Raw genomic sequence first — 20,424 nt, forward strand, 5'->3', positions numbered from 1 at the left:
ATGAATCAACAAAATCAAAAAATCAGCAACCCTCAGACACCTGTACCGACAACATCGGAAATGAATGACAGAGATTTCGTCAACGAACTGCTGACAACCGAAAAATACATGACAACAGCTTATTGCACAGCATTGCACGAATTCAGCCACGAGTCTCTTTATCAGGATATTCAATCCATTTTTGATGAGTCACAAAAAGCGCAAAGAAAACTGTATGACCTCATGTTCCAATATGGATGGTATTCTGTTGAAGCGGAGGATGCCCAAAAGCTGCAGCAATCCTATCAAAAATTCCAGCAGACCATTCAGCAGCAGTCTCCTTATCAGCAGTAACAATATTAGAAAAAGGATACGATGTTCTTTCGGACATCTATCCTTTTTTTTGTGTAAAATCAGTTGACTTTTCATTTACGCTTATTTATATTTAATAAGCATTAACTATTTTGTCATCAAAATATATATACAGTGTATGTAACAGAGGGGAATTGAATATGAAGAGTGCGGATCAGTTAATGTCCGATATCCAATTATCGCTTCAGGCGCTCTTTCAAAAGATACAGCCTGAAATGCTGGAAAGCATGGAGAAACAAGGTGTCACCCCAGCGCAGCTGTTTGTGCTGGCCAGCCTAAAGAAACACGGCAGCCTCAAAATTTCTGAAATTGCCGAGCGTATGGAGGTGAAGCCAAGCGCGGTGACGTTAATGGCAGATCGCCTTGAACAAAAAAATCTTATCGCCAGAACACACAATACAAAAGACAGGCGAGTGATTGATCTCAGTCTTACTGATGAAGGAGACAGAAAGTTCGAGGAGATTTTGGCAGGCAGAAAGGCCATTATGGCGCGCTATCTTTCCTTTTTGACGGAGGAGGAGATGCTTCAGGCGGCGCATATTACAGCAAAGCTCGCACAGGCAGCAGCGGAAACTGATGAAAAGCAAAACATGAAAAGAGGAAACGGATGAAAATGAGTAAAGAAGGCAAACAATCCAAACGGACGCTATTAATAACAGGCTTAATTATTGCCATGTTTTTTTCAGCCCTTGACGGTACCATTGTCGGAACGGCCATGCCGAAAATTGTCGGTGATCTGGGCGGTTTGAGCATGATGACCTGGCTGACAACTGCATATTTGTTAACATCAACAACCATTGTTCCAATTGCCGGCAAGCTGGCTGATTTATTGGGACGCCGCATTGTCTATGTATCAGGTTTGATTATTTTTATGGCCGCTTCTGCTTTATGCGGAATGGCCAACAACATGACAGAATTGATTATCTTCCGTGGACTGCAGGGAATTGGCGGAGGCATCATGATGCCGATGGCGATGATTGTTATCGGTGACTTGTTCACAGGAAAACAGCGTGCTAAATTCCAAGGAGTCTTTGGCGCGATTTACGGGCTGGCTTCAGTAATTGGACCGCAAATCGGCGGCTGGATTGTAGACTCGTTAAACTGGAAATGGGTTTTCTATATTAACCTGCCAGTCGGAATTATTGCGGTTATTTTCATTGCAAGAGGATTACAGGGACGCCAGCAGACTGGTCCGATCAACTTCGACATCGCTGGTATTTTCACGATGATTGTCGGTGTTGTCAGCCTCTTGCTCGCCTTAAGCTTTGGCGGAAAAGATTACGCATGGGATTCATGGCAGATTCTTGGTTTGTTCGCTCTCGCACTGATCGGCATTGTCAGCTTTATTATCGTAGAATCAAAAGCAAAAGAGCCAATCCTGCCAATGTATTTATTTAAAAACAGAACATTTACCTTTTTAAACTTGATCGGCTTCTTTATGAGTATCGGTATGTTTGGCGCCATTACGTTTGTTCCTTTCTTTATGCAAGGAATTGTCGGTGTAAGTGCGTCTGAATCGGGTACAATTATGACACCGATGATGATCTCTATGATTATCACAAGTATTATCGGCGGCCAGCTTGTATACAAAATCGGAATTAAACCGCAAATCATTACAGGCATGCTGATTATGGCCGGCGGATTCTTGCTGTTAACGACATTGGATCTTGACACGAGCAAGCTTGTCGCTACATCATATATGGCGATTATTGGCCTTGGAATGGGTCTTGTTATGCCGATTCTGACATTGGCTTTACAGGAAAGCTTTTCGAAAGAGGAGCTTGGCGTTGTCACCTCATCCAGCCAATTCTTCCGTTCTATCGGCGGAACATTCGGCATTACCATGCTGGGAGCCGTAATGAATGCGAGATCAGGAAATCTATTAACAGATAAATTGGTACCGTATTTAGACTCTCTTCCGGCACAGGCAAGCTCGTTTGCCGCCCAGCTAAAGGGTATGATTGATACAAATCCGCAAGGGCTGCTGCAATCACTGTTCAGTCCGGACGCAGTCAAACAAATCCCTGCGGCTTTCTCATCCCATATTGTGCCGATTTTAAAAACATCGTTGATGGATTCACTCCACAGCGTGTTTTATACAGGTCTGATCTTTATCGCAGTCGGAGCCGTATTTACATTGTTCTTAAAACCTATCAAACTATCAAATAAGAAAACGGGAGAACAAGTGAAAGAGAAAGCGGCAAAAGCCGTTGAATCACCTTCCCATTAATAGAGCACCCCGCGGGTATCAAACCGCGGGGTTTTTTTATTCAATCATCTGGGCCCTTCCATTTCCGAAAGACCAATCCTCATCCTGATTTCCGGCCAGCATGATAAACACATCCTCTTTTCTTACGCCAAGCTCGGAATGAATCCGGCTTGCGATTGAGCTGTAAAGCGCTTTTTTCTGTTCAGTTGTTCTTGAGTGTTTCAGTGTAAAATGAATATATATCAGTTCATCAGTACGCTCAACTTGGAGATAAAATGGATCATAGAAAAATTCGCCTTTTTCATATTGCTTGATAACTTGAAAATAGTCATCTTCCGGCACATTGATTTCTTCAATCATCGATTGGTGGATAGCCCTGCTCAGTTTTTGAAGCCACGCTTCGCTTCTTCCCGACCGTAAATGAATCTGTACAAATGGCATCTCCCTGCACCCCTCTCATTACAGCGTCTGTCCGCTGTCAATTGTGATGATTTGGCCTGTGAGTGATTCCTGTTCAACTAGTGAACAAATCAATTTGGCAACATCATCCGGTTCAGCAATATACTGCAGCGGCAAAGAACCGATCATGCTTTTCATTTTTTCTTCCCGGCCATCCCACCATCTCGTTGCCACAGCTCCTGGTGCTACACCGCTCACTCTGATGTCAGGCGCTAAAGCGTGGGCCAATGATTTCGTTAAACCGTGGACCGCCGATTTTGATACTGCGTAAGGCATAGATGAGCCCGCACCGGTTAACCCTGCGATGCTGCCGACGTTTACGATCGCTCCGGCCTTGCTTTTCTTCATGAACGGAACCACTGCCCGCGCGCAGAAAAACATTCCTTTCACATTGACGGCATACAGCTCATCCCATATGTCTTCTGTCGCAGCCTCAAGATCATCCATTGGAATATGCCTTGTAATGCTGGCATTGTTGACTAAAATATCAACCGTTCTGTGTGTGTTCACGATTGCTTGAATCATATCCTGCACTTCGCTGCTTTTGGATACATCTGCTTGGATGGCGAAGGCTTGCCCGCCAGCTTTTTGAATCATTTCCACTGTTTCCTCCGCTTCTGATTGCGAACGTGAATAATTCACCGCAACAATCGCCCCGCGCTTTGCCAATTCCATACTGGCTGCTTTTCCGATTCCAGTGCCGCCCCCCGTTACGAGAGCTATTTTGTTCATGACATTCATTGCCGCCACTCCTTGCTGTTGACTAAAATAGATTTCTGATTCCATTGTAATCCAGCTTTGATGTTACGTATAATGATTGTTAAAGATACTTGATATCATTCAGATTGATATCAAATAAACGGAGGAGTTCAAAATGGAGAGCGGAGATTTACGTGTGTTTCAAATGGTAGCCCGTGAAGGGACCATTACGAAAGCGGCCCTGCAGCTTGGCTATGTGCAATCGAATGTCACGGCCAGAATTCAACAATTGGAAGCTGAGCTGGGTACGACGCTGTTTTTGCGCCACAATCGGGGCATGACACTTTCTGCAAGCGGAAAGCTGCTGCTGGACTACGCAAATAAAATTATCGGCCTTCTTGATGAAGCGTCTAAAGCGCTCTCATCCTCCGCAGAACCAAGCGGGCCGCTTATGATCGGCTCCACTCAGACAACTGCCGCGGTAAGGCTTCCAAAGCTTCTGGCATCTTATTATGAAGAACATCCAAACGTCCAGCTGTCTTTAACAACAGGACATACGCAATTTCTCCTTGATAAGGTTCTTCGTTATGAATTGGACGGCGCGTTTATCGGATGCGAGTGCAATCATCCTGAGCTCGAATCCTATCCGGCATTCGAGGAAGAACCAGTAGTTGTTTCGGCTGCCTCTGTGTCCGATGTTGAGGAAGCCATCACAAAGCCGATTCTCGTATACAGCACAGGCTGCTCGTATCGAGAAACACTTGAAAAATGGCTGCGCTCTGTCGGTGTCACACAGCCGGTCATTATGGAATTTGGTACGCTTGAAGCAATTATCGGCGGGGTTACAGCAGGTCTTGGCATCTCGTTGCTGCCTAGAACGGTTGTGCAAAAGCATGAGGCAGAAGGATCGATTCAATTGTACCCGCTGCCTGAAACACTCAGACAGATGAAAACAGAATTTATTGTTCGAAAAGATTCGTTTATCAGCAGCGCGCTGCGGACCTTTATGAATTCCTTTGCACCAGACAAAACGGATGAATCACAAAAAAGCAGCCTGCTATGATGAGCAGACTGCTTTTTGGCTATTGTTTGTTTCTATGCGCTTCATTTAATTCTTTAATATGCTGAATGACATCTTTAATGCCCTGCTTTGCCTCGGGATATGTCGCATTCCAATGCTTAGCGAGCGGAGGCATGCTCTTGGCTATATGCGTGTACAAAATCCATTGCTTCACTTCTTCTTTTAGCTCATCGTTTGTTTCACCAAGCAGAAGTTCCGTATACTTTTCCAGCAATCCATCCAGCTGCTCCTGAAGTTTTTGTTCCATTTTCCATCTTCCTTTCGAAAAAACAGCAAGGAGCTTTCTCAAATGAAAGCTCCTTCGCTGGCGTTATTTATCCATGTGATGTGAAAGCCGCTTCCTGGACAATGCATCTGCCCCTGCCATGAGGAATGCAAAGAGGCGTTCCGAACAGCGGGTCCTGTGTAACCTGACAGTTCATAGAAAACACATTTTGCACAAGGTCACAAGTGATAACCTCTTCCGGACGGCCTTCTGCATAAATCTGTTTATCTTTTATGGCCACAAGATGATGCGCATAGCGGCATGCCAGGTTTAAGTCATGGAGAACCATAACAATCGTCCGCTCTTCCTTTTCATTCAGCTCAAACAGCAAATCAAGAATTTCAATTTGATGCGTCATGTCTAAATACGTCGTCGGCTCGTCTAGAAGGATGATATCCGTTTCCTGGGCAAGCGTCATCGCGATCCAAGCCCGCTGGCGCTGCCCGCCAGACAAAGAATCAACGGCACGGTCAGCCATGTCCTCAAGCTTTGTTGCTTTAAGCGCTCTCTCAACTGCTTCCTCATCCTCTTTTGACCACTGCTTCAGCCAGTTTTGGTAAGGATATCTACCTTGTTTCACCAGCTGATGCACCGTCAGCCCCTCTGGAGCCGAAGGACCTTGAGGCAGGATGGCGAGCTCTTTTGCGACTTCCTTCGTCGGAAGCTTGGCAATCGCTCTTCCTTCCAGCAGCACTGAACCGCCTCTCGGCTTCATCAGGCGCGCTAATGAACGTAAAAGTGTCGATTTTCCGCAGCCATTGCTGCCAATAAATACGGTAATTTCACCTTTGGGAATTGTTAAATTCAACTCATCAATAATAACGGCATCCCCGTATCCTAAGCTCAGCGTTTCTGTAGAAATTGCACTCATACCCATAACCGCTCCTTTTTGCTGGCTTTTTAGCAGCACTATGTATTGCACGTTTTCTATATACATGCTTTTCAGTCAATTGTCATCAATGCAAGTGATTCCGATATTCAGCCATTTGATATGGTCATCTATCCCACATTGTAGCAGAAAACACTGACTTTGAAAATCATTTTCAATTAGTTTTTTGGACATAATTGGCGTTTATGGTTTATTTATCACACGATTATTTCTTGATTTCTCTGATGGAGCCGTCCTTCAGCTTTAGTTTTAAATCGATATGATCATAATGACTGTCCAGATTAAATGCTGCCAGTACGCTGTGTATCACTTCTGTTTCAGCCATTTGATCTGTCACGGAAAGCTCGCTCAGAATCATTTTCATCTCATCCAATGCTTCTTCTCCCTCCTGATTGACACCGGAGAGCTTATCCTGTATTTCCGCTTTTTCCTGAGTCCCGTTCTTTGTATAGATTCCTTCATAACGGTTATGCTCACCATCCCCGTAGCTCACACGAAGCGAAAAATTGCTGTAGGGAACGGACTTCAGCTGGGTGACGGCTGTATTTTCTCCTTCTGCCTGCTGCTGGTCTTCATTGAGACGGCAGCCTGCAATCAGAACCACTGCGAGACATACAGCCCCGGCTGCTCTGATCAAATGCATATGTTTCCCCCCTGTAGGATTCCATTTGTTTTAGGTATATCCAGAGAATGAAATCCTCATTCAGAGAAGAATTGAAAAAGCCGTGGCATTTAACGCCACGGCTTTTTCTTTAAGATTCGGTCATTTGCAAAAAGGTTTCGGCGTCACGCACAGCCAGCTTGATGGCATTCTCCCAGAAATCGCGCTTCGTGATGTCAGCACCCAAATGCTTCATCGCCAAATCCTCCACGGTCATAGAAGCCGTATCACGCAATAGTGCCATATACTTCTCTTCGAATGTGTCTTTTTCTTCAAGCGCCAGCGCGTAAATACCAAGAGAAAACAGGTAGCCGAATGTATAAGGGAAATTGTAAAACGGCACCCTCGTGATGTGAAAGTGAAGCTTTGATGCCCAAAAAAGCGGATGATACTCTCCTAACGCATTACAGTAAGCCTCTCTTTGCGCCTCTTCCATCAGCTCATTCAATCGGCCGGCCGGTACCACTCCCCGCTTTCGTTCCTCGTAGAATCTCGTTTCGAATAAAAATCTCGCGTGAATGTTCATGAAGAACGCAACGCTTCTTTGCACTTTATCCTCCAGAAGAACAAGCTTTTCTTCCCTCGTCTCGGCCTGCTGGACAGTCGCGTCCGCCACTATCATCTCTGCAAACGTTGAAGCCGTTTCCGCAACGTTCATAGCGTAGGAACGGTTTAACGGCCTGACGTCGAGCATTGCTTCCTGATGGAACGCGTGCCCGAGTTCATGCGCAAGAGTAGAGACATTTGAGGCGCTGCCCGAAAATGTCATGAAAATCCGGGATTCCCCGCTGTCAGGAAAACTGGTGCAAAAGCCGCCGACTCTTTTTCCACTTCTGTCTTCCGCCTCAATCCAGCCGTCCCGAAACGCTTTTTCAGTGAATGAGGACAGCTTTTTGCCAAACGTTGAAAACTGGCTGGTAATAATATTCGCGGCTTCATCATAGGAATAGGCCTTTCCGTCAGAACCGATCGGCGCCTCAACATCGTACCAGCTAAGCTTTTCAAGACCGAGCATGGATGCTTTCCGGTTCAAAAACTGAACGAACGGCTGCTTGTTTTCAGTGATGACCTGCCACATCGTATCAAGTGTTTCTTTTTTCATCCTGTTGATCTGCAGCGGTTCCTTCAGGACATTCTCCCAGCCGCGCGCTTTATAGGTTTCAAGCCGAAATCCCGCCAAATGATTCAGCGTGCTGCTGAAAAGATCCTGCTTGCTTTCCCATGCTTGATGGAAACGTTCATAAACTGCTTTTCTGACAGCCCGGTCTTGATGGTCCATCATATTCTCCGCCTGACCGACAGACAATTGCTTGTTTTCACCGTTTTCCTCATACGGGATCGTCATTTTCCCGACTACCATATTGTATAAGTCACTCCAAGCGTGATATCCATCCACCGCAAGGTTTCCGATCAGTTTTTCTTTACCTGGACTAAGCTTTTCGGCAACCCTCTGTCTTCTTTCATTTAATATGTAAGATATATCGCGTAATCCCGGTTTTGTTAGCAATTCATTCCACACGTCTTGATCTACGTCCACAAGTTTATGATCTAATGTAACGAGTGACGATTGAAAATCCGCGTAAAGCCGATTCATAAGCGACTGATGCTCTATAGCCTTTTGATCATTGATATTCTGGGCCTGAAGGCAAGCAACGAAAGCGCCCGCCTGCTGAAGCTTGACGGATGTCTGTTCGAATAAATCTAGCAACGCGGCCAGCTCATCAGCCTCTTCAGACGATGCAGGCACCTGAAACGCATCAGTCATGTCTTGAAATGCACGCAGACTTTGTGACAGCTTCTCAACATACCCTTTGAATTCTTCTGATTGGCTCCCGCCCTTAAAAAATGAATCAAGATCCCATTTTTGGTCTACCCCTTGCAGCGCCATATCACAAAACCCCTTTCCTTCTTTCGTTATATTATAGAACAATTCTGAATTATTGTATAAAAATTTCTATTACAGGCGTCATTTCGTGTTCAGGATAGTACAATAGCTGTAGCAGTTTAATAGGAGGGTTAGGATGAATAAAAAAATAGCAATCGTAACAGGAGCATCAAGCGGCTTTGGTTTGCTTGCAGCTGTAAGGCTCGCCCGATCGTTTTTCGTGATTGCCACATCAAGACAGCCTGAAAAAGCGGAACAGCTTCGGGAATTGGCTGCAGCACACAAGGTGTCTGATTCCATTCTCATTACGGCTCTTGATGTCACCGATGAACAATCTATAATCTCATTCGGAAAAGCCATTAGTGCTTACGCCCCGATCGACCTACTCGTCAACAATGCAGGAACGGCTTATGGAGGATTTATCGAGGATGTGCCGATGGAACATTTCAGACAACAATTTGAAACGAACGTCTTCGGAGTGATCCATGTGACAAAAACCGTGCTGCCTTACATAAGAAAACATGGCGGCGCAAAGATTATAAACGTGAGCAGCATCAGCGGACTGACCGGGTTCCCTGCGCTCTCGCCCTATGTAGCTTCCAAGCATGCATTGGAAGGTTTTTCTGAAAGCCTGCGTATCGAGCTGCTTCCGTTCGGTATCGAAACCGCTTTGATCGAGCCAGGCTCATACAAGACATCGATCTGGTCAACCTCATTATCAAATTTTATGTCGGAGCCTGCTGACGATTCAGCCTATCATCAATACTATAAAAAGATCCTTTCATACGTTGAAAAAAACGGAGAAGAAAGCGGAGATCCCCAAGAGGTTGCCGACCTCATTTATCAATTGGCAACAACAAAGCATTTAAAAAAATTGCGATACCCGATTGGAAAAGGCATCAAGCTTACCCTGCTGTTCCGATCGCTTTTTCCTTGGTCTGCGTGGGAATCTATCCTGAAGAAAAAACTATTCAGCTAATCTAAATTATAATTATTATAATTTAGTATTGATTTTTATTTAGTATATGATATAATTAAATTAACAGATCACAAGGAGGACGTTATCTTATGAAAACTGAAAACGCAAAAACAAATCAAACATTAGTTGAGAATTCAATGAACACACAATTATCAAACTGGTTTCTTTTATACTCTAAGCTCCACCGTTTCCATTGGTATGTGAAAGGACCTCATTTCTTTACATTGCACGAGAAATTTGAAGAACTTTATGACCATGCGGCGGAAACAGTCGATACCATCGCTGAGCGTCTGCTGGCGATCGGCGGGCAGCCTGTTGCCACAGTGAAAGAATACGCTGAGCATGCATCTATCACAGACGGCGGAAACGAAACATCAGCCTCAGAAATGGTACAAGCATTGGTTAACGACTACAAACAAATCAGCAGCGAATCTAAATTCGTGATCGGCCTGGCTGAAGAAAATCAAGACAATGCGACAGCGGACTTATTTGTCGGATTAATTGAAGAAGTTGAAAAACAAGTGTGGATGCTTTCCTCTTATTTAGGATAGCAAAAAAGCTGAACCTTAATTGGGTTCAGCTTTTTGTTTTCTTCTTAGCTTGAGCTGCTTTCTGTATGCTTCGTCAGTGTCACGTTCAACGTTTTCGTTTTTCCATTTCGCAGCACTTGGATTGTTGTTTGATCTCCGACTTTTAAGTCTTTGTAAAGGATCTGGCGGATATCCGCGCTGCTTTCCACGTCTTTACCGTTTAGTTTGACAATAACATCCTCAGATTTTATGCCTGCTTTTGCCGCAGGTGAATTCGCTTGAACTTCTTTTACATAAACACCTTTGCCTAATTGATCCCCAAACAAGCCGAGCGTATTTTCCTGATAGGTTTCAGGAACTTGCGCCATGTCAATCATTTGCACGCCCAAAAACGGACGATCCACTTTTCCGTTTTTCAGCAGCTGGTCAACAATCGGCTCAACATCATTGCTTGGGATCGCAAATCCGAGTGATTCCACACCGCTTTCGCTCACCTTCAAGCTGTTGATGCCGATGACCTGGCCGCTTGCATTAATTAACGGACCACCGCTGTTCCCCGGATTGATCGCTGCATCAGTTTGCAGCACGTTCATTTCCACCGTGCCCTGTGTTGTATCCACATCAATTGTCCGGTTCAGCCCGCTAATGATGCCTTGTGTCACCGTACCGGAAAACTGCTGTCCGAGCGGGTTGCCGATAGCGATTACCTTTTCGCCCGTGCGCAGCTGTGAAGAATCACCAAAGCTCGCCACTTTTTTGACGTTCTTTCCGCTGATTTCCAAAACCGCCAAATCAGTAATGGTATCGCTGCCGACAAGCTTGGCAGTTTCCGTTTCTCCGTTGTATAGCGTAACAGTCAGCTTGTTCGCGCCTTCAACGACATGGTTGTTTGTAATGATATACGCTTTATTGCTGTCTTTTTTGAAAATAACACCTGACCCGGTTCCGCTTTCACTTTCTGAGCTGGAGCCGTCTCCCGTGCCGAATGTGTTATTTTGAGAGGTTTGGATATTTGAAATTCCGACAATCGTCGGCTCTAAATCCTCTACCATATCAGCGACGTTTGAAGCGTTCGTTATCGGTGTCGAAGTAAAATTATCAGACTGCACCTGTTTATTTGCAGAAGCGGTCTCGGTCGCCTGATTTTGGTCTGACGGCAGATAAGGCGCGATGCCAAGCATAAGGCCCCCGCCGATAATACCGCCTAAAATCGGGCTTAGCCATGCGGCTCTCCGTTTCTTTTCTTTTTTCACAGCCGTTTCTTGCTTTTCCATTTCTAACGCAGAAGCTGTTTCCTGCCGTCCCGCATCATACGACACAGGCGCGTCAAGCAATTCTTGTTCAGAATGTCCTATCAGCTTCTGGTTTTCTGTATTAGACTGTTCTGTATGTGAAGGTTCTGTTTGATGTTGATCGTTTTGGTCATCACGTCGATAATCCATGTTCTTGCACTCCTTTAACGGTTATTCATTTATCGTTACATATTCATCGCATGTACAAGTTCAATTGTCCCAATAATGAGGAGAAAAGCAAAGCACCAAAATAGAATATGTTTGATCATCCTACATCTTCCTCGCTCTTTTTCTCTTCCTTTCTTCCCTTAACCATATCATAAACAAACATTGTGGGATAAAAATGAAAAGAATATGTGAAATTATGAAAATTGCCAGCCGTATGTTAAAACTAGTTTATAATGACGTTGAAAGGATGTGAAGAGCCTTGTCATACACCATTTATCTAGTTGAAGATGAGGATAACCTGAATGAACTGCTGACGAAGTATTTAGAGAATGAGGGCTGGAACATTACATCTTTTACGAAAGGTGAAGACGCCAGAAAGAAAATGACACCGTCTCCCCACCTATGGATTCTCGATATCATGCTGCCGGATATCGACGGCTATACATTAATTAAAGAAATCAAGGCGAAAGATCCTGACGTGCCGGTCATTTTTATTTCTGCCCGTGATGCAGATATTGACAGAGTGCTTGGCTTAGAGCTTGGCAGCAATGACTACATTTCAAAACCGTTTCTGCCGCGGGAGCTGATTATCCGTGTGCAAAAACTGCTGCAGCTCGTATATAAGGAAGCTCCTCCTGTACAAAAAAATGAAATTGCCGTCTCCTCGTATCGGGTCTCTGAAGACGCCCGCGAGGTCTATGATGAAAACGGAAATATCATCAATTTGACGTCGAAGGAATTTGATCTCCTGCTATTATTTATCCATCATAAAGGGCATCCATACTCTCGTGAGGATATCCTCTTAAAAGTATGGGGACATGACTACTTCGGAACAGACCGGGTCGTTGATGACCTCGTTCGGAGACTGCGCAGAAAGATGCCAGAATTGAAGGTAGAGACGATTTACGGTTTCGGCTACAGGATGATGTCATCATGAAAAACAAACCGCTCGCGTTTCAGATATGGGTGGTTATCTCCGGCATCCTGTTAGCGATATCGATTTTACTGCTCGTGTTATTTTCAAACACGCTGCGCGATTTCTTCACCAATGAAACGTATACGACGATTGAAAATGAGCAGCATGTTCTGACGGAGTACCGCCTGCCGGGTTCAATTGAAAGGCGCTATTACAGTGAGGAAGCGACGGCGCCGACAACCGTCCGCTCCGTACAGCACGTGCTCCTGCCTGAAAATGAAGATGCTTCTTCAGACAAGGATTTAAGCATTCTGTCGTCTTCGTTTATCCACAAGGTATACAAGCTGGCTGATAAGCAGGAGGAAAAAAAGAAACGGTACAGCGCCGACGTCAATGGAGAGAAAGTGTTTTTTGTCATTAAAAAGGGACTTTCCGTCAATGGCCAATCAGCGATGATGCTCTCTTATGCGCTTGATTCTTATCGGGACGATTTGGCCTACACCTTGTTCAAACAGCTTCTGTTTATCATCGCTGTCGTCATTTTATTAAGCTGGATTCCGGCCATTTGGCTTGCAAAGTATTTATCAAGGCCACTCGTATCATTTGAAAAACACGTCAAACGGATTTCAGAACAGGATTGGGATGACCCAGTAAAAGTAGATCGGAAAGATGAAATCGGCAAATTGGGCCATACCATCGAAGAGATGCGCCAAAAGCTTGTGCAAAAGGATGAAACAGAAAGAACTCTGTTGCAAAATATCTCTCATGATTTAAAAACGCCGGTCATGGTCATCAGAGGCTATACACAATCAATTAAAGACGGGATTTTCCCTAAAGGAGATCTTGAAAACACTGTAGATGTCATAGAATGCGAAGCGCTTAAGCTGGAGAAAAAAATAAAGGATTTATTATATTTAACGAAGCTGGATTATTTAGCGAAGCAAAAAGTGCAGCACGACATGTTCAGTATCGTGGAAGTGACGGAAGAAGTCATCGAACGATTGAAGTGGGCGCGGAAAGAACTATCGTGGGAAATTGATGTAGAAGAGGATATTTTGATGCCTGGTGATCCGGAGCAATGGAACAAACTCCTCGAAAACATTCTGGAAAATCAAATCCGCTATGCTGAGACAAAAATAGAAATCAGCATGAAACAAGATGATCGAAATATTGTGATCACCATTAAAAATGACGGTCCGCATATTGAAGATGAGATGCTCTCCAGCCTCTATGAGCCTTTTAATAAAGGGAAGAAAGGCGAATTCGGCATTGGTCTAAGCATCGTAAAACGAATTTTAACTCTTCATAAGGCGTCTATCTCAATTGAAAATGACAAAACGGGTGTAACATACCGCATAGCAGTGCCAAAATAGACTGTAGATGTTTTTGCAGTCTATTTTTTTATGTGAAAGAATAGCCGTTAAAATCTCTGTAATTTGTTTTGAGCGGCTGTTTGCATTGATGAACCCATTTTTTCTCTGACAAGGTCTGCTTCGGATATTTGACTTTCTCCACTTTGATACCTCTGTTTCGCAAGCGGCTGATCATTTCGTCCAATTCTCTCATTCTAGATTCACCCTTTCGCTTGAGCTTTGACCATTCGGTCATCTCAATTTATAATATAAATAATACATGATAAAAAAACAAGTTACAATAAGGTTAATTTTATAACAGAAGGTGTGACTATATGGTCATATCCTAGCAGGCCTCAGGGCTCCGAAAGGGTGGAACCATTGAAGGAAAAAGAAAAGCTGATTATTGAAACAGCCTTAAAACTGTTTGCACAAAAAGGATACAACTCAACATCAGTCCAAGAAATAGCAAAAGAATGCAAAATATCTAAAGGCGCTTTTTATATTTATTTTCCTTCGAAAGAAGCGCTTCTTCTGTCTATGCTGAACTACTATTATGATAAAACGTTTACCCGAATTTTAAATATTAAAACGAAGGACGAAAGCCCCAGAACGGCTTACCGCAAACAGCTGACCGTACTCTATGAAAACATCCTTGAACACAAGGATTTTATCAGCATGCAAATGAAGGAAGGTTCTCTGCCTTACACAGAGGAAGTGGAGCAGTGCGCAAAAAAAATCCGCCAGTCCTCACTTCAATTTCATATCGACAGTCTGCTGAACATCTACGGAAAAAAAGCGGAACCGTACACTGCAGAGCTTTGTTTTTTAATAGAGGGCATCAGCCAGATTTACCTGGAATGCATGATTTTGCTCGGGTATGCTGTGAAGCCGTCTCAATTAGCTGACATCATTATGAATCGAATTGATGATATGGTAAAAGGCATGTCTGAACGGCACGAAAAGCCTTTCATCACATTGGAAGAGGCGAGCTCTTTATTTGGGCCTCTTACGCACGGCCGGCCTGACCCGCTGACTGAATCGATTGTGAAAAGCCTACGTGACAAAATTAACAGCTTACACACAAACTCCTCTCTTGAATTATCGGAGAGCTTGGATATACTTGAAGCAGAAATGAAGAAAAAAACACCGAAGCTGGCAATTATAAAAGGGATGATTCATAATCTGACGGAGTCTGAAGCGCTCGCTAAAGATGCGGAGCAGCTTAAATATTTATTAAAACAGCAACATATTTAGAAGAACGGCTGCTTAAAAAGCAGCCGTTTTTTCTTTCTATTACGCCTTTGGTTTTACCATGTCTTCCGGCTTAACCATTTCGTTAAATTGCTCCTCTGTCAGCAATTCAAGCTTCAAAGCCGCTTCTTTGAGTGTCAATCCCTCTTTATGGGCAAGCTTGGCGATTTTCGCCGCGTTTTCATAACCGATATGCGGGTTCAGCGCCGTAACAAGCATTAATGAATTTGACAGGTTTTCCTGAATGGTTTCTTTATTAGGCTCAATACCGATCGCACATTTATCATGGAATGAATTCATGCCGTCACTGAGCAGCTGCACAGATTGCAGGAAGTTGTAAATAATAACAGGCTTAAACACGTTCAGTTCAAAGTTCCCCTGACTCGCCGCAAAGCCGATTGTCGCATCATTCCCCATGATTTGCGCTGCGATCATTGTTAACGCTTCGCTTTGTGTCGGATTGACTTTACCAGGCATAATGGAGCTGCCCGGCTCATTTTCAGGAATGACGATCTCCCCGATGCCGCAACGAGGTCCGCTTGCCAGCCATCTGACATCGTTCGCGATTTTCATTAAGTCAGCCGCAAGCGCTTTTAATGCGCCATGCGCATAAGTGATTTCGTCATGGCTTGTCAGCGCGTGGAATTTATTCGGCGAGCTGCTGAACGTTTGGCCGGTCAGTTTGGTGATCTCTTCTGAGACAAGCTCTCCAAACTCTGGATGAGCGTTGATACCCGTTCCGACAGCCGTTCCACCGATTGCAAGCGCACGCATTTTATCAGTCGCTTCCAAAATCATTTCCTTCGAACGGTCCAGCATGTAAACCCATCCGCTGATTTCCTGTCCGAGGGTCAGTGGCGTAGCATCCTGAAGATGCGTGCGTCCGATTTTGACAATATCATTGTATGCTTTCGCTTTCTCATCCAATGTATTGCGAAGCTGATCAAGCGCCGGCACAAGCTGCTCATAAACAGCCAAAACAGCGGCAACATGCATCGCAGTCGGGAATGTGTCGTTTGAGCTTTGGCTGCGGTTCACATCATCATTTGGATGAATCGTTAGATCAGAGTTCTTCTCTTTTAATAAAGCAGTCGCACGGTTGGCTACCACTTCGTTCATGTTCATATTGCTTTGTGTGCCGCTTCCGGTCTGCCATACAACAAGCGGGAAGTTGTCATCGTACTTGCCTTTGAGCACATCATCACAAACTGCTGCAATCGCTTCTGCTTTTTCAGCATCCAGATTGCCAAGGCGTTTATTAGCAAGAGCTGTGCTTCGTTTTAATATTGCAAACGCCTTCACAACACGCATCGGCATTTTTTCAGAACCGATCTTAAAGTTCTCCTTGCTTCGCTGTGTTTGGGCGCCCCAAAATTTATCAGCAGGAACTTTTACTTCTCCCATGGTGTCTCGTTCAATTCTGTATTCCATTTATGTATCCCTCCATAACGGTTGCTTCAATAGATCATAATTCGCCAATGACACCAAAAATCCTTTTTATTTTTCGATCTTGGCAGATTTTAATTTTAATTCAAGATATACGCGGGAATCCTTTGAATATTTGTATTTTGGATTCGTCCTGCCGTACTCCTTTGATGTATAAGAGACATCATAATGCTGTTCAAATGATCTGATGAGCTGTTCGATTTCTTCTTGTTTACCAGCAAGCCTTACCTGTGCCACTTCGTCTCCTCCGCTTTCATAAAAAAACTTACTCCATGAAATACTCTAACACAGTATATCATTTTTTTAACAGGAAAAGATAACCTCTACTAAGGTTTTGGATAAGAGGTGACCTCATTGGAACAAACAGAGTTTAAGGAATATATACACGATAATTTAGCATTGTTGCTTCCAAAATTAAAAGAAAACGATGATCTTGTGAAAAATAAAAAAATGCTTGCGAACGGATTGGTTTTTTACTATCTCTATTTCAGTGAACTGACTGATGAGAATAAGGTGTCAGAAGCCATTAAAACTTTGATCAAAGATGAAGAGACCTTAACGCTTGACCAGGTCAAAAAACGCCTTGACCAGCTTGACGCAAGACCTATTGAAACCGCAAAAAAAACAATTGAATCGATTCTCAACGGCAATTGTGCCGTGTTTATCAACGGATTAGACAAAGCCTATATTCTGAGCACAGGAAAGAAAAAAACAAGAAGCCTGACAGAGCCGACAACTGAAAAAGTAGTTCGCGGCCCAAAAGTTGCGTTTGTAGAGGATATCGATACAAATCTCGCTCTGATCAGACAAAGAACCTCTCATCCGAAATTAATCACCAAAAAAATCATGATCGGCGAAAACAAGCTGAAGCCTGCAGCCATTATGTATATTGAAGGCAAAGCAAAAAAGTCCGTCATAAAAGAAGTAAAAGCGCGGCTTAAAAATATCCAGCTGGAAGATATCCAGGACAGCGGAACGCTCGAGGAGCTCATTGAAGATAATAAATATTCACCTTTTCCGCAGATTCAAAATACGGAAAGGCCTGACAAGGTTTCTTCAGCCCTGTTTAACGGCCGTGTGGCAATTTTGGTCGACAGTTCACCATTTGTGCTGCTGGTGCCGGTTTCTCTCGGCATCCTGATGCAGTCCCCGGATGACTACTATGAACGCTGGATTTCAGCATCTCTTATCCGGTCGCTGCGCTTTGCTTCTATCTTTATCACCTTGTTTTTGTCATCGATTTATATTGCACTTGTTTCATTTCATCAGGGGCTGCTGCCGACCGCGCTCGCCGTCACGATTTCGGCAAATAGGGAAAACGTGCCGTTCCCTCCGATATTTGAAGCCTTGCTGATGGAAGTAACCATTGAGCTGCTGAGGGAAGCCGGACTGCGACTCCCCAATCCGCTCGGACAGACGATCGGCCTCGTCGGGGGCGTAGTAATCGGACAGGCGGCTGTAGAAGCGAATCTCGTCAGTTCGATTATGGTCATTGTCGTCAGTGTCATTGCCCTGGCGTCCTTTACTGTTCCTCAGTACGGAATGGGGCTGTCTTTCCGGGTGCTGCGTTTTATTTCAATGTTTTCCGCCGCTATTTTAGGGCTGTACGGCATTATTTTATTTATGCTTGTCGTTTATACGCACTTAACGAGACAAACGAGCTTTGGGTCTCCGTATTTTTCGCCAAACGGATTTTTCAGCCTGAAAAATACGGATGACTCCATTATCCGTCTCCCAATTAAAAACAAACCAAAAGAGGCGAATAATCCAAATGAGCCAAAAACAGACTCCACTGAAACTTAATACCTTTCAAGGTATTTCGATTATTGCTAATACAATGCTTGGGGCCGGACTTTTAACCTTGCCTAGAGCGCTGACCACTAAGGCTAATACGCCTGATGGCTGGGTCACGCTGATATTAGAAGGTTTCATTTTTATTTTCTTCATTTATTTAAACACGCTTATTCAGAAAAAACATCAATACCCTTCACTCTTCGAGTATTTGCAGGAAGGGCTTGGGAAATGGATCGGCAGCATCATCGGCCTTTTGATCTGCGGCTATTTCCTAGGTGTGGCCAGCTTCGAGACCCGGGCCATGGCTGAAATGGTGAAGTTTTTCCTGCTCGAGAGAACACCCATTCAAGTCATTATTTTAACGTTTATTTGCTGCGGCATTTATTTAATAGTCGGAGGCTTAAGTGATGTGTCGCGGCTGTTTCCCTTTTATTTAACGATAACCATTATTATTTTGCTGGTTGTGTTTGGGATCAGTTTAAAAATTTTTGATATTAATAATTTGCGACCTGTTTTAGGCGAAGGCCTTGGACCTGTTGCAAACTCCCTTACCGTCGTTTCCATCTCTTTTTTAGGAATGGAAGTGATGCTGTTTCTTCCTGAACATATGAAGAAAAAGAAATACACGTTCAGATATGCTTCTATAGGATTTTTGATTCCGATTATCTTATATATCGTTACGTATATTATCGTTGTCGGGGCTTTGACCGCTCCCGAGGTGAAAACGCTAATTTGGCCGACTATTTCTCTCTTTCAGTCCTTTGAGCTTAAAGGCATATTTATTGAACGGTTTGAATCGTTTTTACTGGTGGTCTGGATCATCCAGTTTTTCACAACTTTTGTCATTTACGGATACTTTGCCGCTAATGGGTTAAAGAAGACATTCGGATTATCGACTAAAAAAAGTATGGTGATCATCGGCATAACGGTCTTTTATTTTTCTCTTTGGCCGGATGACGCCAATCAAGTCATGATGTACAGCGATTATCTTGGATATATTTTCATCTTCCTGTTTCTGCTTCCCTTCATTCTCTTTTTCATTGTAGCTCTCAAAAGGAGGATTACAGCAAAATGAAAACCCGGATTTTATGTATGTTTATATGCACCCTATTGCTGTCCGGATGTTGGGACAGCGAGAATATCGAGGAATTAAGCTTGGTGATCGGAGTAGGCCTAGACAAGCCCAACGATAAAAATTTAGAGCTGACACAGCAGATTCTCGTGCCGAAAAAAATCAGCGCCAAGGAGGGCTCTTCATCTGACCCGACACAGCTGTCTATCACAAAGGGTGAAACTGTCCATCAAATGATGAGAACCTCTGCATTAAAGCATAATCCTACGTTTTCACAGCATTTGCGTCTCATTCTGCTTTCCAAGAGCGTGATTGCGGATGAGATTGGAATGGACGCGATCATTAACCAGTTTGTCAGAGACAACGGAACAAGGAGGAGTTCCTACGTCTTTATCACCAACGGCCGAACTAAGGATATATTTAAAATGAATGATGAAGGCGAGCCCGCATCCAACGTGATATATGATCTGACAGAAAATAATAAGGTGACGATCAGAATGATGGAGCCAGTTACATTGGGGGAGATCTCAGAACACTTAACCTCTGACGATTCATTCCTCATCCCTCATGTCGGTAAGGAAAATGGCAAGCTCGCGATAAACGGAGCCTCTATCATCAAAAACAAATTATGGCACCGGGATCTCACCCCGATTGAGGTTCAAAATGTCAACTTATTTTCAGGCACTGTCGAAGGAGGCGTCATTGACTTGAAGCGCGATGGCCATCTCTTTTCTTATGAAGTATATTCGAGCAACCGGAAAATCAAGACGGACTACAAGGATGGAAAGTTCAAATTCACTGTCACCCGAACTATTGAAGGTCGTCTATCTGAGGACTGGAATCCAAATGAAGATTCGTTTAAGGATTCATATATTAAAAGTATTGAAAAGACAGTCGAAAAACAAGTACACAAAACAGTAACGACATTTATTACAGAGAAGCTGCAGAAAGAGATCAAAGCGGACGTAACCGGATTGGGAAACCAAGTCAGAATTCATTATCCTCAAAAGTGGAAAAAGATCGCAAGAAAATGGGACGATGATTATTTCAGCAATGCGGAAATAGACTACCGGGTCAATGTGGTTGTCAGAGACTTCGGAACGAAAGGCGCAAACAAATAGG

The 20,424-nt window shown here is 43.9% G+C and carries 22 protein-coding genes; 12 read left to right on the forward strand and 10 right to left on the reverse strand.

Annotated features, from left to right (window positions below; genetic code table 11):
• From MY9_RS16555 to mdtP, 3 genes are all read left to right on the forward strand, one after another.
• Positions 1–333, forward strand: a complete 333-nt coding sequence (locus MY9_RS16555) for a spore coat protein (RefSeq protein ID WP_003222766.1) — start codon at positions 1–3, stop codon at positions 331–333.
• A 158-nt stretch (positions 334–491) separates the two neighbouring features.
• Positions 492–962: a MarR family transcriptional regulator MdtR gene (gene mdtR, locus MY9_RS16560; RefSeq protein WP_014665318.1), complete on the forward strand. Its 471-nt coding sequence runs from the start codon at positions 492–494 to the stop codon at positions 960–962.
• Entirely contained in the window at positions 959–2,581 is a 1,623-nt protein-coding gene (mdtP, locus tag MY9_RS16565) for a multidrug efflux MFS transporter MdtP (RefSeq protein WP_014665319.1), read from the forward strand. Before mdtR ends, mdtP begins: the two co-directional genes overlap by 4 nt.
• Before the next feature lie 36 nt (positions 2,582–2,617).
• On the opposite strand, the gene MY9_RS16570 is transcribed toward mdtP, so the two are convergent.
• Positions 2,618–3,001, reverse strand: coding sequence for a tautomerase family protein (locus MY9_RS16570; protein WP_014665320.1), 384 nt, complete (start codon positions 2,999–3,001; stop codon positions 2,618–2,620).
• A gap of 18 nt (positions 3,002–3,019) precedes the next feature.
• The gene (locus tag MY9_RS16575; RefSeq protein ID WP_014665321.1) at positions 3,020–3,760 is read right to left on the reverse strand and encodes an SDR family NAD(P)-dependent oxidoreductase; all 741 of its coding nucleotides are present in this window, start codon (positions 3,758–3,760) and stop codon (positions 3,020–3,022) included.
• A gap of 133 nt (positions 3,761–3,893) precedes the next feature.
• On the opposite strand from MY9_RS16575, the gene MY9_RS16580 reads away from it, so the two are divergent.
• Positions 3,894–4,781 carry a LysR family transcriptional regulator gene (locus tag MY9_RS16580; protein ID WP_014665322.1) on the forward strand — a complete coding sequence of 296 codons (888 nt, stop codon included), beginning with the start codon at positions 3,894–3,896 and terminating at the stop codon, positions 4,779–4,781.
• A 19-nt stretch (positions 4,782–4,800) separates the two neighbouring features.
• Here the strand turns inward: MY9_RS16580 and MY9_RS16585 are convergent, their stop codons facing one another.
• From MY9_RS16585 to MY9_RS16600, 4 genes are all read right to left on the reverse strand, one after another.
• A complete protein-coding gene (locus tag MY9_RS16585; protein ID WP_080487994.1) occupies positions 4,801–5,088 on the reverse strand; it encodes a YusU family protein in 288 nt (95 codons plus the stop codon).
• 25 nt (positions 5,089–5,113) lie between these two features.
• Positions 5,114–5,941 carry an ABC transporter ATP-binding protein gene (locus MY9_RS16590; protein WP_079288351.1) on the reverse strand — a complete coding sequence of 276 codons (828 nt, stop codon included), beginning with the start codon at positions 5,939–5,941 and terminating at the stop codon, positions 5,114–5,116.
• Positions 5,942–6,158: 217 nt separating this feature from the next.
• Positions 6,159–6,596, reverse strand: a complete 438-nt coding sequence (locus MY9_RS16595) for a YusW family protein (RefSeq protein ID WP_014665325.1) — start codon at positions 6,594–6,596, stop codon at positions 6,159–6,161.
• Between the two features lie 109 nt (positions 6,597–6,705).
• Positions 6,706–8,502: a M3 family oligoendopeptidase gene (locus tag MY9_RS16600; protein ID WP_014665326.1), complete on the reverse strand. Its 1,797-nt coding sequence runs from the start codon at positions 8,500–8,502 to the stop codon at positions 6,706–6,708.
• A gap of 133 nt (positions 8,503–8,635) precedes the next feature.
• On the opposite strand from MY9_RS16600, the gene MY9_RS16605 reads away from it, so the two are divergent.
• Both MY9_RS16605 and mrgA read left to right on the forward strand, forming a co-directional pair.
• Entirely contained in the window at positions 8,636–9,478 is an 843-nt protein-coding gene (locus MY9_RS16605) for an oxidoreductase (protein WP_014665327.1), read from the forward strand.
• Positions 9,479–9,567: 89 nt separating this feature from the next.
• Entirely contained in the window at positions 9,568–10,029 is a 462-nt protein-coding gene (mrgA, locus tag MY9_RS16610) for a metalloregulation DNA-binding stress protein MgrA (protein WP_014665328.1), read from the forward strand.
• Between the two features lie 44 nt (positions 10,030–10,073).
• Here mrgA and htrB read toward each other — a convergent pair whose 3' ends face one another.
• Positions 10,074–11,450 (reverse strand): serine protease Do-like protein HtrB, encoded by a 1,377-nt coding sequence (gene htrB / locus MY9_RS16615; RefSeq protein WP_014665329.1) that lies wholly within the window; start codon positions 11,448–11,450, stop codon positions 10,074–10,076.
• A 277-nt stretch (positions 11,451–11,727) separates the two neighbouring features.
• Between htrB and cssR the strand changes: the two genes are divergently transcribed.
• Together cssR and cssS are read left to right on the forward strand one after the other, a co-directional pair.
• Positions 11,728–12,405: a secretion stress-responsive two-component system response regulator CssR gene (gene cssR, locus MY9_RS16620; protein WP_014665330.1), complete on the forward strand. Its 678-nt coding sequence runs from the start codon at positions 11,728–11,730 to the stop codon at positions 12,403–12,405.
• Entirely contained in the window at positions 12,402–13,757 is a 1,356-nt protein-coding gene (gene cssS, locus MY9_RS16625; protein ID WP_014665331.1) for a secretion stress-responsive two-component system sensor histidine kinase CssS, read from the forward strand. The genes cssR and cssS overlap by 4 nt, the downstream gene beginning before the upstream one ends.
• A gap of 28 nt (positions 13,758–13,785) precedes the next feature.
• Here the strand turns inward: cssS and spxO are convergent, their stop codons facing one another.
• Positions 13,786–13,950: an anti-adapter protein SpxO gene (spxO, locus tag MY9_RS16630; protein WP_003221681.1), complete on the reverse strand. Its 165-nt coding sequence runs from the start codon at positions 13,948–13,950 to the stop codon at positions 13,786–13,788.
• Between the two features lie 167 nt (positions 13,951–14,117).
• Between spxO and MY9_RS16635 the strand changes: the two genes are divergently transcribed.
• A complete protein-coding gene (locus tag MY9_RS16635) occupies positions 14,118–14,993 on the forward strand; it encodes a TetR/AcrR family transcriptional regulator (RefSeq protein WP_014665332.1) in 876 nt (291 codons plus the stop codon).
• Positions 14,994–15,032: 39 nt separating this feature from the next.
• Here MY9_RS16635 and fumC read toward each other — a convergent pair whose 3' ends face one another.
• Together fumC and MY9_RS16645 are read right to left on the reverse strand one after the other, a co-directional pair.
• Positions 15,033–16,421 carry a class II fumarate hydratase gene (gene fumC / locus MY9_RS16640; protein ID WP_014665333.1) on the reverse strand — a complete coding sequence of 463 codons (1,389 nt, stop codon included), beginning with the start codon at positions 16,419–16,421 and terminating at the stop codon, positions 15,033–15,035.
• A 66-nt stretch (positions 16,422–16,487) separates the two neighbouring features.
• On the reverse strand, positions 16,488–16,673 hold the full coding sequence (locus MY9_RS16645; protein WP_003244599.1) for a YvzF family protein: 186 nt from the start codon (positions 16,671–16,673) through the stop codon (positions 16,488–16,490).
• A 117-nt stretch (positions 16,674–16,790) separates the two neighbouring features.
• Between MY9_RS16645 and gerAA the strand changes: the two genes are divergently transcribed.
• Genes gerAA through gerAC form a run of 3 tightly spaced genes read left to right on the forward strand, consistent with a single transcriptional unit; the run spans position 16,791 to position 20,423 of the window.
• Positions 16,791–18,239 (forward strand): spore germination receptor protein GerAA, encoded by a 1,449-nt coding sequence (gene gerAA / locus MY9_RS16650; RefSeq protein WP_014665334.1) that lies wholly within the window; start codon positions 16,791–16,793, stop codon positions 18,237–18,239.
• The gene (gerAB, locus tag MY9_RS16655; protein ID WP_041521424.1) at positions 18,208–19,305 is read left to right on the forward strand and encodes a spore germination receptor protein GerAB; all 1,098 of its coding nucleotides are present in this window, start codon (positions 18,208–18,210) and stop codon (positions 19,303–19,305) included. Before gerAA ends, gerAB begins: the two co-directional genes overlap by 32 nt.
• A complete protein-coding gene (gene gerAC, locus MY9_RS16660) occupies positions 19,302–20,423 on the forward strand; it encodes a spore germination receptor protein GerAC (RefSeq protein WP_014665336.1) in 1,122 nt (373 codons plus the stop codon). The genes gerAB and gerAC overlap by 4 nt, the downstream gene beginning before the upstream one ends.
• Position 20,424 lies beyond the last annotated feature (1 nt).

The sequence above is a fragment of the Bacillus sp. JS genome (assembly GCF_000259365.1).
Classification (GTDB): domain Bacteria; phylum Bacillota; class Bacilli; order Bacillales; family Bacillaceae; genus Bacillus; species Bacillus stercoris.

Excerpts from the sequence above, each read along its gene's own strand:
- MY9_RS16555 (WP_003222766.1), top strand. The coding sequence starts at position 1 with ATGAATCAACAAAATCAAAAAATCAGCAACCCTCAGACACCTGTACCG.
- mdtR (WP_014665318.1), top strand. The coding sequence starts at position 492 with ATGAAGAGTGCGGATCAGTTAATGTCCGATATCCAATTATCGCTTCAG.
- mdtP (WP_014665319.1), top strand. The coding sequence starts at position 959 with ATGAAAATGAGTAAAGAAGGCAAACAATCCAAACGGACGCTATTAATA.
- MY9_RS16570 (WP_014665320.1), bottom strand. The coding sequence starts at position 3,001 with ATGCCATTTGTACAGATTCATTTACGGTCGGGAAGAAGCGAAGCGTGG.
- MY9_RS16575 (WP_014665321.1), bottom strand. The coding sequence starts at position 3,760 with ATGAATGTCATGAACAAAATAGCTCTCGTAACGGGGGGCGGCACTGGA.
- MY9_RS16580 (WP_014665322.1), top strand. The coding sequence starts at position 3,894 with ATGGAGAGCGGAGATTTACGTGTGTTTCAAATGGTAGCCCGTGAAGGG.
- MY9_RS16590 (WP_079288351.1), bottom strand. The coding sequence starts at position 5,941 with ATGGGTATGAGTGCAATTTCTACAGAAACGCTGAGCTTAGGATACGGG.
- MY9_RS16595 (WP_014665325.1), bottom strand. The coding sequence starts at position 6,596 with ATGCATTTGATCAGAGCAGCCGGGGCTGTATGTCTCGCAGTGGTTCTG.
- MY9_RS16600 (WP_014665326.1), bottom strand. The coding sequence starts at position 8,502 with ATGGCGCTGCAAGGGGTAGACCAAAAATGGGATCTTGATTCATTTTTT.
- MY9_RS16605 (WP_014665327.1), top strand. The coding sequence starts at position 8,636 with ATGAATAAAAAAATAGCAATCGTAACAGGAGCATCAAGCGGCTTTGGT.
- mrgA (WP_014665328.1), top strand. The coding sequence starts at position 9,568 with ATGAAAACTGAAAACGCAAAAACAAATCAAACATTAGTTGAGAATTCA.
- htrB (WP_014665329.1), bottom strand. The coding sequence starts at position 11,450 with ATGGATTATCGACGTGATGACCAAAACGATCAACATCAAACAGAACCT.
- cssS (WP_014665331.1), top strand. The coding sequence starts at position 12,402 with ATGAAAAACAAACCGCTCGCGTTTCAGATATGGGTGGTTATCTCCGGC.
- spxO (WP_003221681.1), bottom strand. The coding sequence starts at position 13,950 with ATGAGAGAATTGGACGAAATGATCAGCCGCTTGCGAAACAGAGGTATC.
- fumC (WP_014665333.1), bottom strand. The coding sequence starts at position 16,421 with ATGGAATACAGAATTGAACGAGACACCATGGGAGAAGTAAAAGTTCCT.
- gerAB (WP_041521424.1), top strand. The coding sequence starts at position 18,208 with ATGAGCCAAAAACAGACTCCACTGAAACTTAATACCTTTCAAGGTATT.
- gerAC (WP_014665336.1), top strand. The coding sequence starts at position 19,302 with ATGAAAACCCGGATTTTATGTATGTTTATATGCACCCTATTGCTGTCC.